14 protein-coding genes and 1 tRNA gene are annotated in these 12,076 nt (G+C 60.6%); 4 read left to right on the top strand and 11 right to left on the bottom strand.

The annotated features are described in order from the left end of the window. Both hrpT and BFW87_RS15200 read left to right on the top strand, forming a co-directional pair. The gene (gene hrpT, locus BFW87_RS32285; RefSeq protein ID WP_439848387.1) at positions 1–189 is read left to right on the top strand and encodes an HrpT family type III secretion system protein; all 189 of its coding nucleotides are present in this window, start codon (positions 1–3) and stop codon (positions 187–189) included. Then, positions 186–557 (top strand): transcriptional regulator, encoded by a 372-nt coding sequence (locus BFW87_RS15200; RefSeq protein ID WP_176159754.1) that lies wholly within the window; start codon positions 186–188, stop codon positions 555–557. The genes hrpT and BFW87_RS15200 overlap by 4 nt, the downstream gene beginning before the upstream one ends. Here BFW87_RS15200 and sctU read toward each other — a convergent pair whose 3' ends face one another. The 11 genes from sctU to BFW87_RS15145 are packed head-to-tail and all read right to left on the bottom strand — an operon-like array spanning position 558 to position 10,702. Beyond that, the gene (gene sctU / locus BFW87_RS15195; RefSeq protein ID WP_078740604.1) at positions 558–1,655 is read right to left on the bottom strand and encodes a type III secretion system export apparatus subunit SctU; all 1,098 of its coding nucleotides are present in this window, start codon (positions 1,653–1,655) and stop codon (positions 558–560) included. After that, positions 1,652–2,440, bottom strand: a complete 789-nt coding sequence (gene sctT, locus BFW87_RS15190; RefSeq protein ID WP_078740603.1) for a type III secretion system export apparatus subunit SctT — start codon at positions 2,438–2,440, stop codon at positions 1,652–1,654. The genes sctU and sctT overlap by 4 nt, the downstream gene beginning before the upstream one ends. A gap of 10 nt (positions 2,441–2,450) precedes the next feature. Beyond that, entirely contained in the window at positions 2,451–2,714 is a 264-nt protein-coding gene (sctS, locus tag BFW87_RS15185; protein ID WP_078740602.1) for a type III secretion system export apparatus subunit SctS, read from the bottom strand. Positions 2,715–2,722: 8 nt separating this feature from the next. Further along, on the bottom strand, positions 2,723–3,376 hold the full coding sequence (gene sctR / locus BFW87_RS15180) for a type III secretion system export apparatus subunit SctR (RefSeq protein ID WP_078740601.1): 654 nt from the start codon (positions 3,374–3,376) through the stop codon (positions 2,723–2,725). Beyond that, a complete protein-coding gene (locus BFW87_RS15175) occupies positions 3,373–4,386 on the bottom strand; it encodes a FliM/FliN family flagellar motor switch protein (RefSeq protein WP_078740600.1) in 1,014 nt (337 codons plus the stop codon). Before BFW87_RS15175 ends, sctR begins: the two co-directional genes overlap by 4 nt. After that, positions 4,383–4,841 carry a type III secretion system HrpP C-terminal domain-containing protein gene (locus tag BFW87_RS15170; RefSeq protein WP_078740599.1) on the bottom strand — a complete coding sequence of 153 codons (459 nt, stop codon included), beginning with the start codon at positions 4,839–4,841 and terminating at the stop codon, positions 4,383–4,385. Before BFW87_RS15170 ends, BFW87_RS15175 begins: the two co-directional genes overlap by 4 nt. Beyond that, on the bottom strand, positions 4,838–5,266 hold the full coding sequence (gene sctO / locus BFW87_RS15165) for a type III secretion system stalk subunit SctO (protein ID WP_078740598.1): 429 nt from the start codon (positions 5,264–5,266) through the stop codon (positions 4,838–4,840). The genes BFW87_RS15170 and sctO overlap by 4 nt, the downstream gene beginning before the upstream one ends. Continuing rightward, entirely contained in the window at positions 5,253–6,611 is a 1,359-nt protein-coding gene (locus tag BFW87_RS15160; RefSeq protein WP_078740597.1) for a FliI/YscN family ATPase, read from the bottom strand. The genes sctO and BFW87_RS15160 overlap by 14 nt, the downstream gene beginning before the upstream one ends. Further along, positions 6,608–7,507 carry an FHA domain-containing protein gene (locus BFW87_RS15155; protein ID WP_078740596.1) on the bottom strand — a complete coding sequence of 300 codons (900 nt, stop codon included), beginning with the start codon at positions 7,505–7,507 and terminating at the stop codon, positions 6,608–6,610. The genes BFW87_RS15160 and BFW87_RS15155 overlap by 4 nt, the downstream gene beginning before the upstream one ends. 37 nt (positions 7,508–7,544) lie before the next feature. Beyond that, positions 7,545–9,632, bottom strand: a complete 2,088-nt coding sequence (sctV, locus tag BFW87_RS15150; RefSeq protein WP_078740595.1) for a type III secretion system export apparatus subunit SctV — start codon at positions 9,630–9,632, stop codon at positions 7,545–7,547. Then, a complete protein-coding gene (locus BFW87_RS15145; protein ID WP_078740594.1) occupies positions 9,629–10,702 on the bottom strand; it encodes an HrpJ domain-containing protein in 1,074 nt (357 codons plus the stop codon). Before BFW87_RS15145 ends, sctV begins: the two co-directional genes overlap by 4 nt. Positions 10,703–10,965: 263 nt before the next feature. Here BFW87_RS15145 and BFW87_RS15140 point away from each other — a divergent pair, with 263 nt between their 5' ends. Both BFW87_RS15140 and BFW87_RS15135 read left to right on the top strand, forming a co-directional pair. Further along, positions 10,966–11,517, top strand: a complete 552-nt coding sequence (locus BFW87_RS15140; RefSeq protein ID WP_078740593.1) for an RNA polymerase sigma factor — start codon at positions 10,966–10,968, stop codon at positions 11,515–11,517. Between the two features lie 391 nt (positions 11,518–11,908). Continuing rightward, positions 11,909–11,985, top strand: a tRNA-Met gene (locus BFW87_RS15135). Positions 11,986–12,076 lie beyond the last annotated feature (91 nt).

Below are 12,076 nucleotides of genomic sequence, written 5' to 3'. Positions count from 1 at the left end.
ATGTGCCCCCTTCTGCTCGGCGCGGTATTGCTGCTTGCCGGCTGTACCCCTACCTGCAAGGGCGACTCGTGCTCGCGCCCGCAATCGAGCGCGGACAAACTGGTGGTTTGGTGGCCACCACAGATGCATGTGGATTCGGGCCCAAGCGGAGAACGCGCGGACTACCATACGGTGTCACTGGAACGATGAGCACTCTGGGGTTGCCGGGCAGCGACGTGAGTCGCCAGGCGTTTCTGGACAGCCTGGTGAGCGGCGAGGCCGCTCACCAGCAGCTCTGCCCGGGGATCCAGTTGTGCATGGCGAACGCCGGCGCACGCCAAGGGCTGTGCGTACAGATAGCCCGTGAAGCGTTACGACCCGGGCAGTTGCAGCGCCTACTGGAACGGCGCTTTGAGCAGGCGGTGGCGTTCGACGGCTGCTTTGCCTACCTCGATAATCAGGGTGCACTGGTGATCTGGCACCCCCTGCCCACCCAACGCAGCGCACTTGAGCAGACACTCAGCCGAATGCTTTCGCTCGCAGATCTCGAAGCCTTCGACGAGCGCCTGCTTCGCTGATCAGCGTCGCTCAAGCTCCGGCAACTCCAGGGTTTCACGCTTGGCTTCATCATCCAGCTCGCGCAGCGTGCGGTAGATCACCGCCACGGCCTGCAAGGTATCGCGAGGAATGCCCGCCCCCAGCTTTTTCTCGTACAACGTACGCGCCAGCCACACACACTGGATCACGGGGACGTCGGCAGCCTTGGCACGCAAGATAAGCTTCCGGGCGTCTGCGTCCGTCCCCTTGTCAATCAGCAACGGCAGCGGCGTTTCACCGGGCCGGTAATACAAGGCCACGGCAAAGTGCGTCGGGTTGACCACCAGCATGTCGGCCTCCTCAAGCTTGGGCAGCTTGACCTTCGGTTCTTCCTGAGCCAGTTGCTGCGCCAGTTGGCGCCGCTGTCCCTTGACGTGGGGGTCGCCTTCCATGTCCTTGTATTCTTTAACCACCTCGACCTGAGTCATGCGCATGCGCTGGGCAAAGAAATACTTTTGCATCGCCAGGTCAATCAGCGCCAGTACCAGCAACACCCCCAGGCACGCATGCAGCAAATGGCGAAACAGGGTGATCAGCGCCAGGATGTAACTCTGCAGGTCGCTGTTGGCAAGGTTGATCAGCGCACTCAACGACGGGCGGATGACCACGTACAGAATCACGCTCAGCAGCACCGCCTTGACGATGCCCATCAACATGTTCATCAACGACTGCTTGGAGAACATCTGCTTGGCCTGGTTGAGCGGGTTGAGGCGGTTGAAATCCAGCTTCAGGGTTTCCGGGGCGAACAGCAGCCCGAACTGCATCCAACTGCTGATCAGTTTTATCGCAATCGCGACTGAGACCATCAACAGGGCGAACGAGAAAAACACCACCAGCGCTTCCATCAGCACTTCTTCCAACGCGCGAACAAACGGCTGGTCGAACCGCGACATCGGCAACACCATCAATTGCTGAAAACGTTGCATGCTGCTGTCAGCGGTGAACAGCGCAATCTCACTCAGGGCCGTCAGTACCAATAACTTGGGCACATCCTGGCTCTGCGCGACCTGCCCCTTCTTGCGCTGGTCGCGCAGCTTCTTGGCACTCGCCGGGTGCTTTTTTTCACCTGAATCGCTCATGGTGCCGGCACCCTGAACATCAAACCCAGCGCGTGTTTGAGGTCACCCAACAGCGCCATGCGCCCGACGATCAAATCCTGCAGCAACGCAAAGTAAAGTATCAAAATACCAATGCCCGCCAGGCATTTGACCGGCGGGGCCAGCGTGCTCACCTGCAGCTGCGGGCTGTAGAGCCCAAGCAAAGCGATGCCGAACTCCAGCAACAGCAACACGGCGATAAAGGGCGCGGCGTAGAGCATCATGTGCGTGAACGTGTCACCCAGCAGCCCGATGAAGGTACTGAACCCATTGGGCCCCACCACCGGAAACCAGAGAGTCGGCGGCCAAATCTGGTAGCTGTCCCAGATCACTTGGGTCAGCGCACCCAACCCCAGAGTGACCATCAATAGAAAGATCGCCAGCTCCTTGAACAAATGGCCGATGGGTGTCGCGTCCGGGCCAAGCGAGGGGTTGAGCTGGCCACCGGCCAAGGCGCCACGCTGGTTATCCAGCAGCGCGCCCACCGCCTCAAACATCCAGAACGGCATCGACAACAACACGCCCAGCAAGACCCCCAGCGCGACTTCCTTGATCATCAGCCCGGCAAGCGCGAGTGCCGAGTAGTCAGTGCCGACGAGCGCCGCGTAGATACCGGGCGCGGGTATCAATGCCAGGACCATCACAATCGTGTGCCGGGTCATACCGCGCACGTGCTGGAAACAGAACGCCGCCACCAGCAGTGCGCAAGGGTAAATACGCGCCATCCCCAGCAACAAACTGGGCAGGTACTCAAGGTATAGCAACACAGGCAGGACCTCAGTTCAGCGCCGAGCGGGCGATCATGTCAAAGGTCAGGTTGATCAGCTGGATCAGTTCCACACCAATCCAGCGCCCCGTCACAGCGAGGGTGATACCCACCGCCACCAGCTTGATACCAAACGGCAAGGTCTGGTCCTGGATCTGCATCAGGGCCTGCACCAGCGAAGTCAGCACGCCGACGATCACTGCCCCGATAAGCGGCGGCGCCGACAGCACAACCACCAGCAACATGCCCTGTTTGAACAGCACGATCGGGTCCATAAAGGGGCTCAGAGATAAGAAAGAAACAGGCTGTCGAGTAACCGCGACCATCCGGAGACGAGCACAAACAACAGTAATTTGAGGGGCAGGGAGATGGTCATGGGCGAGACCATTTGCATGCCCAGCGCCAGGAGCAGGTTGGAGACAATCAGGTCGATCACGATGAACGGGATATAAATCAGAAACCCAATCTCAAACCCTGACTGCAACTGCGACAACACAAACGCCGGAATCAGCAGGATGAGATCCTCGCGCTGAACCTCCTGCGCCATCTGCGCCGGCCACATGCGTGCGGTGTTTTCCAGCAGATGGGTCAGTACGTCCGGGTCCACGTTGCGAAGCATGAACGCACGCAACGGCTTTATCGCTTCAAGCCCGGTCTGTTGCATCGTCTGCACATTGGCCAGGTCGAGCGGCGTGACCTTGACGATCTGAGCAATTTCATAGCCCACCGGCGCCATGATGAAAAGCGTCGCCGCCAGCGCGATAGCGTTGATCGCCATGCTTGGCGGCACTTGCTGCACACCAATGGCGTTGCGCGTGATCATCAGCACAATCACGATCTTCAGGAACGCCGTGCACACAATCAGCAGCATGGGCATCAACGACATCGCCCCAAGGAGCAACGCAAGAACGAGGGGATCTACCCCCTGGAAACTCATTTGGAAAACATCACACGGGTCAGTTGCAGGCCGAGCCGCCCGTACACTTCGACCAACTGCCCCTGGCCAATAGGGCGATCGCCGTAATAGAGCCCGGCCATACCAGGCGCATACCCGGAGATACCCAGCACCGCGCCGGGGGCCAAATTGCGCAGCTCCCCGAGCGTCAGGTTCAGGGTGCCGCAACGCACATTCAGCGCCATGCTCAACTCATCGAATGGCTCTTGACCGAATACATCCTCCACCGGTTCATGGTCTTCCTGCCCAAGGTAATTGGGCTCTGCAAAATCCTTATCCACATTTGTGTCCTCAATAGAAGTAAGGGTCAGGCGCAACAGCCCGGACTCATCATCAATACGCCCGTGCAGGCGTTTGCCGCCGACCTGTACATAGCCGTCGCCCTGTGCCTGGAAAAAACTCTGCTCAAGCATCAGCACATCGCCTTCAGCCAGGCGGTTTACCTGCGTGACGGGCAACTGCAAACGCCCAAGCACAACGGCAACAGCCACTTGAAACAGCGCGGGCAACGGCCCGGCGGTGGGGCGCCAGGGCCCCGCTTCGCACAGTGCGAGAAAACTCTCGGGGGCCAGCCACAGATAACCCGCAGCCCTCGAACCGCCCAAGGTCACAGTGAGGCGGCAGCCAAAGCTCGAAGGGCGAGCCGTCACCAGCAAACGCAGGTCACCCAACAGCTCGCGCACTTGCGGGCTGAGGTGGTGCTGGAACAGCTCCCAGATCCATGCATGCGGGTCGTTGTCAGCCGGCGCCAGTGTCACCGGGCACTCGCCCAGCAGGCTGAACAAGGGCCCCGGTTCGGAGAACGCCAGGACCCCGCGCGCGGTTTCGAAGCACATGGGTTTGACCCCGATCGGAGCATGGCCGGGTTCAAGCAGTAGATCACCGTGCTCACCGGCTACCTGAAACGGCATGCGTAAACCGCGCCCCAGACGACGGCGTGCCGCAACCGACTCCTCCTTGATCGTTGGCAAGGTCAGCAGCGAAGCCATCATGCCAAGCCCGCATTGGCCAGGCTCACGCTGACAGGCGCGCCCAGACTCTGTTCGAGACTGTCCTGCAAGCGTTGGCGCACACCACCGAGCCACTGCACGGTGGGTTCCTCCTCCGCAGCCAGATCGATGCTCCACTCGCCCGGCTCGCGACGGACAGTCGTGTTGATCCGCCCGAGACGCGGCAAGTACAACACCGCAACCAATGGCCACTGCGAGCCGCCCAAAATCCGTGGCACCAATTGCTCGGTCAACGCCTGGATCATGGCGATATGAGTCGGAGCCTTGATCGCCGTCAGGGACGCCCCGCTCCCGGCGCCATCACCGCTGTCGTCAAACATCTGGGCAAACACACGGGCGTGCTCCCACGGCACCACCGGCGCATGCCCACGTGGGGTTTCGGTGCGCGGTTCACGCAGGCGCGGGCGCTTGGGCGGGCTGCTGGATACCTTCGTCATGTCGGCTCCTGAGCCAGCAAAATGGACAATTCCTGAAGCTTCTCGACTTGACGCAGGCACAAGGTCACCTGTTTCTGGGCGCTGCCAATTTCAATGTCCTGCTGTTCACGCTGGCCATGCAGGGCCTGCAATTGGCCTTCTTCGCGCCGCGTGCTGGCCGTCAATGTTTGCTCCTGCACACCCCAGGATTTCAGCGCCTGGAAGGTGAGCACCTGGCCCTGATGCTCATTGAGCAATTGCGCACTTTGCTGCGCCTCCTCCAGCCGGGTTTGCTCAAGCGCGTCCTGCGCCTGACGAATAGTTGCGAGCAAGGTTTGCTGGGTCCTCTTTGCCTCACGCAAGGCTCGCTCGGCACGGTCGGCCCGGTGCCTGCGCAAACGCCGCAGCGTCTCGATTTCACCCAGCAGCGAATCAGAAGGGGACATACGCGGTCAGCTCCGTCAGTTGCTCCAGGGTGTCGGCCATGGGCGTGGGCTCACGCAAGTCCTGGCGCAGGAAGCCATCGACCGCCTGGCGGCTGTCCACCGCCATGTCGGTCAAGGCATCGCTGCCCGGTTGGTACTCACCCAGCTTGAGCATCAACTCGATTTGCTGATAAGCCGACAGCAGGCGGCGCAACGCCGTACCGGCCTGGATATGTTCACGCTCGGCGACGTTGCTCAGAATTCGCGAAAGGCTGGCCAACACATCGACGGCCGGGTAATGGCCGCGCTCGGCCAGCTTGCGTGACAGCACAATGTGGCCGTCGAGCAGCGAGCGCACTTCATCCGCCACCGGGTCGCTCATGGAGTCTTGCTCGATCAGCACGGTGTAGATCGCCGTGATCACACCGTCACGGGTCAGCCCGGCGCGCTCAACCAAACGCGGCAGCAGGCTGTAAACCGACGGCGGCAAACCACCCCGGCCGAGCGGCTCGCCGGCAGCCAGGCCGATTTCGCGCTGGGCCCTGGCAAAACGTGTCAGGGAGTCGATCAGCAGCAGCACGCGCTTGCCCTTGCGGCGAAAGCCTTCGGCCAGCGCCGTCGCCGTAAAGGCCGCCCGGGCACGCTCCCTGCTGGAACGGTCGGACGTGGCGCACACCAGCACGGCTTTAGCGCGCAACTGGTCATCGAGTTCATGGTCCAGAAACTCACGCAGCTCACGGCCCCGCTCGCCGATCAGGCCGAACACAATGACATCGCACTCAACGTTACGCGCGATTTCCGCAAGCAACGTGGTCTTGCCGCACCCGGCGCCTGCAAACAGGCCAACGCGCTGGCCTTCGCCCAGGGTCAGCAGGCCGTCGATCGAGCGTACGCCCGTCGCCAGGGCACGGCTGATTCTCGGCCGCTCCGTGGGCAACGGCGCCTCGCACAACACCGCGCTGGCGTCAGCGCTGTCGGTCTCGGCAAACGCAGCGTGACCGTTTCCCGCAATCGGTCGGCCAAAACCGTCCAGCACCTGGCCGAGCAAATCATCACCGACCCTCACCCGATGCGGCACACCCAACCGCTCCACGCTGGCCCCCACGCGCACGCCCTCCAGGTTGCCCAAGGCACTGAGCACGGCATCCTGCTGATCGAACCCGATGATTTCCGCGAGCATGGTGTCGCCAGGCGATTTCTCAACCCTGCACAAGTCGCCGATGCGCGCCTCGGGCAACCGGCATTGCAGCAGCATGCCGTTGACGCGCTGAATGCGACCGCGCTGGGTCACCGGCGTAAAGCGGGCCAAGGCCTGTGACTGTTGCTGCTGCCAGGCTTGCAGGCGTTCTTGCAGGTTATCGCTCACCAGCGCACCTCATAGCGTTGCGCTCCGTCGAACACCACTTTGTTGTTATCGATCAGCACCAGGCGCACGCCATCCACTTCATCACCAACGAACAGCCGGCTGCCGGTTTCAAGGACCACGTGGCCATTCGGCCCGCCGACAATTTGCAAAATTTTGAAGGGCAGCGTGCCGTCGCTGGCGCGCACACGGCTGAGTACCGGTACGACCGTGTCGAACTGCTCACCAAAACGGCCGAGCATGCGCGTCACCAACTCCACATCGTCCTGGGGCACTTCGCCGTCGAGTACGATCTGGCCATTGACCACCTGCAAGCTGACTTTCTGCCCCAACTCACGCTCACCGAGCATTTTCAGCAACTGCTGGCGCACCTCGAACGGCGAACCCAACTCGTGCTTCTGTTCGGCCAGCGGCATCAGCGACGCCTGCGCTTCGCGATCACCCGTGGAGGCAATGCCCACAGCAACGAGGATCACGGCACACACCAGCGCCAGGCTGATCAAATGCTTCTGCCGTGAAGGTGAAATGGACGACAACGTCAGCGCCAAAGCCGCCTTGCTCTCGGCGGCGGGTGTGACTGGCTGAGTGACGGGCGCCTGGGGCCAGGGCTGATCGGCCGGCGTGACGCACAGGCGCACCATGCCGATCGAAAAAGGCGTATTGAGTGGCAGGTCGTTGATTTGCGCCAGAATCAGCCCGTCAGCGCCCTGAATCAGCCCGGCCTCGGCCTGGACCAACCAGCTACCCGCGATGAGTCGCAGACGCGCATGCTGCTCGGCAATGCCGGTGTCCTCGAGCAAAAGGTCTGCATCGGCATGTGCGCCGATACTCCATTGCTCCCCGAATAACGGCAGCGCGGCACCCTGGTGCAAACCACTCAACACCCGAAGCTCATACATCATCGAGCTCCTTCTGGCGCCGGCCATATTGACGAGATCATGCGGCGGCTCCGCGCATCAGCTCATCCTGGCCCAAGTCGAAACGGCCCAGCACCTTGACCTTGGAGGTGCTGCCCAACTCGGCAAACGACAACACCGGCACATGGTTGAACTCTTCAAGCAACAAGGTGCGCAAAGGGCTGCGCAGATCCTGTGCAACCAACATCACGCTTTTGGACTTGGGGCGCAGGGTAAAGGCTTGGTTGAGCAGGTTGATCAAGGCTGCGCTGCTGTCGTTATCGAGCGCGAAGAACACCCCGGTCTGCGTCTGGCGCAATGCTTCACGCAGAATGTTTTCAGTCTGCGGCGCCAGCAGCCAGGCATGCAGGCCGTCGGCTTCGCTGTACTGATGGAAGATCTGCGACTTGAGGGCGATACGCGCGTAGTCGGCCAAGGCATCGGGTTCACGCTCATGCTGGCCATATTCGATCAGCGACTCGACGATCAAGCGCACGGCACGCAATGGCACGCCCTCACTTGCCAGGCGCTGCAGCACTGCGGAGAAGCGCGAGAGCGGCATGATGCGCTGAAGCTCCTGGACCAGCTCCGACTGGTTGTGCTCAAGCCAGCCGAGGATAGACTTGCTCTCCTGGATGCCGAGAAATTGCGGCCCGCTGAGCATCATCGAATGGGTCATGCGCTCAATAATCAGGCTCAGCGCACTGAAGCGCTCAATGGCCGGGTCATCGAGCAGCGGGTCATCAGCAGCCAGCCACACCCAGTCCTGTTCATCACGCTCGGACAGGCCTGGCACACCCTGTTCCGGGTCGCCCTTCAAAGACGCACGGGCCACGGCCACCGCGTGGCCATGGGTGGCTTTGACCATCGGGACTTCGTGTACACAAAAGCGCATTTCGTCGCTGGCGAGGGCGGGGCTGAATTCCACTTCAAACGGCGGCAGCGTCAAGCCGATCCGAGCAACGATGCCATTACGTGCCTTGCGAATCTCGTGCACGATTTCCATCACCGAATCACTGCCTCGCAACTCGGCAGGAAACTGTAAAAGGTAAGGCCGCGAAGGGTCGAACCCGCGCAGGTCCTCAGCGCCGTTTTCCTCCGGCGCAATTTCAACCGCGCCGCCCACTTCGGCTTTTTCCTGGCGCTGACGCATCAGGTAATACCCCAGGCCGCCGGTGATCAACGCGATCAGAATGAACACCACCGTGGGCATGCCCGGCAATGCCGCAAAGGCGAGCATCCCGACCGAAGCGATCATCCAGCTCTTGGGCTCGCTGGTCATTTGCCGGGCAATTTCGGCGCCCATGTTGCTGACGCCCTTGCGGCCGTCCGGCGCCACACGGGTGATGATCATGCCGGCGGTCAGGGAGATCAGCAGTGCGGGAATCTGCGCGATCAAACCATCGCCGATGGTCAGCACCGAATACAACGCCATGGAGTCGGCTGCGCTCATCCCATGCTGGAACATGCCGGTGGAAAAGCCGCCCAGCAAGTTGATCAACACGATCACCAGGCCGGCAATGGCATCGCCTTTGACGAACTTCATGGCGCCGTCCATGGCGCCGAACAATTGGCTCTCACGGGACAACTGGTCGCGTTTGTCACGCGCCTGGATGCCGTCGATCAGGCCGGCGCGCAAGTCGCTGTCGATAGACATCTGCTTGCCAGGCATCGCGTCCAGGCTGAACCGCGCGGCCACTTCGGCGACACGCTCGGAACCCTTGGTGATGACCAGAAAGTTCACCAGGGTCAGAATCATGAAGATCACCAGCCCCACTGCCAGGTTGCCGCCTACAACGAAATTACCGAACGCCTCGACGATATCGCCGGCGTCCTGTTCCAGCAGGATAAGGCGCGTGGTGGCAATCGACAGCGCCAGGCGAAACATGGTGGTCAGCAGCAGAATCGAGGGAAACGAAGAAAACGCCAAGGGGCCGGGCAGGTACAGCGCCAACACAATCAACAGGCAGGAAATACAGATGTTGAGCGCGATCAGAATGTCCACGAGCCAGGTGGGCAGCGGCACAATAAAGATAAACACGATAGCCAGCACCACCACCGCGCCAAGCACTTCGGCACGCTGCGCAGCTTTTAACAGCCAGCGGTTGAGGGTTGCCAGAACGTTCACGCGAACGTCCTCGGCTCACTGCCGAACCGGGCTGGGCCTTTCTCCAGGCGGGTGAATTCGTCCATCACCAGCAAAAAGGTGTGCAGGCCTTCCTGGCGCCCACGGGTATCGCGCCACAGCGCCATCGGCAAACTTTTAACCAGCGGGTAGATGGCGTTCAGAGACGTCAGCTGGCTGGCCACTGCTTCGTCACCGGCCAGCTCATTTGCCAGCCGCTGCACTTCGGGGGCGCCAATGCCGTTGCCGGCGTAACCCAGCAGGCGCTGCAACAGGATGACCGCGTCGTGCTCGACTTGCAGACGGTCGATCAACCCATGACAACTGGACAAAACACCGCCCAGTTGCCCGCAGCTTTGCAACCCCAGCAACAGCGTGCGCAACTTGGCCGTCGGAATAGACGACGCCAGAGCCGCCACATCGTCCGCCAAGGCTCGACGCATGATGTTGAGCCCATCGGCAAACCGCTCGCCACCGTACATGCCGAGCAACGCCTGCATCATGTTCGCCAGCGATTGGCGCACCACCACATTGGCGTAATACAAGGCGCGTACCGCCTGGCGCTCCTGGGGATCACCACTGGCGGCCTGTAGCGTCACGGCGATATTCAGGCCCGCCTGGATCTCCCGCCGGTGACGCATTTCCAGCCGGGCCAACGCATCCCGCGCCAGCGCAGCCTCGGTTTTGCGCAGTTCGGCTTCCGCCTGGGCGGTGATCTGACGCAGCACCACATAGGTACGCGCCGGGTCGCCGCCCGTAAGCTTCAACAGGTCCTCGACACTCGGCTGCTTCTTTAACGCCTGCCTGGCTTGCTGGGTGAGGGACGCCAGACTTGCCTGGGCCGGATGGCCCAACTGGTCATAGAGTTGCGCAAGCTGCTCGGTGGGCGTCATCAGAACGCCCATCGAGCGCTGGTTCAGGGTTTTGCTGATGAACGCCACTTCCCGGCTGAAAGCGTTGGCGAGCTCATCCAGGCCCGTGGCCGCTTGAGTGCGAACCTGGGCAACCTTCTCGGGGACAGGCTGCTCCAAGCGCTGGATTTTGTGCAGATCGGGGCTGGATTCGACTTTCATGGGCGTGCCGGGACAGGAAGTTTGTGTCCCTATGTGGCAGGCGTGCGCCGTACAGTTCCATCGAAATCCGTCGCCCATGGCCTATTGAAAATACCCGCAAAAACGATCAGGGACTTTTGCTAAAAGTTGCGCAAAATCGCTTCATTTCAAGATATTTATATATTTATATCAACTAGTTACACGTTTCTTTTCCTTGGCACAGCCAGTGCAAAAGGGGTTCTCGTCGAAACCATTTCGACAGCGTCTACCCTGAGGAAAACATCGTGAATATCCCCATTGAAGCTTTAGCGCACCTTGTTGGCAGCTCGCCTCAATTCATGCTCCAACTGACGGACGATCAGCAAAAGAAACTTCGGCGTTTTATTCATAAACGCGTACTCAACCCCGAAGATGCAGATGACATCCTGCAACTGACTTACTTGGAGGCCTGGCGAAACAGGGAACGCTTCGGCGGCCAGGCCACACTCAGCACCTGGATGTGCGGCATCGCGCAAAACTTGATCCGCAACCATTTCCGGCGCATGTATGCCAAACCGGTGCACTGCGAATTCGACGAATCGCTGTGGCACGGCCAGGAGGACAATAAAAATCTGGATTGGGAATTCGAAATCAACCGCAGGCTGGAGAAAACCTTGAACGCCATCGACGACCTGCCGGCGGAAATGCGCAAAACGCTCTACGCCTCGCTGGAGACCGACGGCAGTTACCAAGACACCGCCGACGTTTTGGACATTCCTATCGGCACCGTTCGCTCACGCCTCTCGCGCGCGCGTGAACAGCTCAAACGCGTTACGCACACCCCGTCACAACCGTAAGGCCGCCGAGAGGCAATTGTTGGGCGGCAGGGATATCTGCCCAACTGAATCGCCCTCAGCTTCGAATTCGCTCAGCGCTTTCCCCCTTGAACCAAAGCACTACCGTCCTCAACTGTAGCGACGACCTGCGGGCCCTTGAACGCGTCTGAAAGCACTGCAAACCCAATGTGGGAGCGGGCTTGCCCGCGATAGTGCCGTGTCAGCCAGCACACCTGCCAACTGAACCACCGCCATCGCGGGCAAGCCCGCTCCCACATTGGATCTTCACGGACCGCACACCGCCGCCCGTCGGCGTTTAGCCGGTTTTTCGTTAAACAGTTGAAAGCGTAGAAAAAAGTTCGAGAAAAGTGCTTGACGCATTCCCGTTCTACGCGAATAATGCGCGCCACTTGGCTACATAGCTCAGTTGGTTAGAGCATAGCATTCATAATGCTGGGGTCCGGGGTTCAAGTCCCTGTGTAGCCACCAAGTACTAAAAACGGCTTACCGAAAGGTAGGCCGTTTTTTTATGCCTCAAGAAAAGTGCTCAGGCATATTCGCCCCCAACCACAAGGAGGCG

Source organism: Pseudomonas fluorescens, from assembly GCF_002022275.1.
GTDB classification, from domain to species: domain Bacteria; phylum Pseudomonadota; class Gammaproteobacteria; order Pseudomonadales; family Pseudomonadaceae; genus Aquipseudomonas; species Aquipseudomonas fluorescens_AJ.
This window is presented reverse-complemented; position numbering and strand designations above follow the sequence as displayed.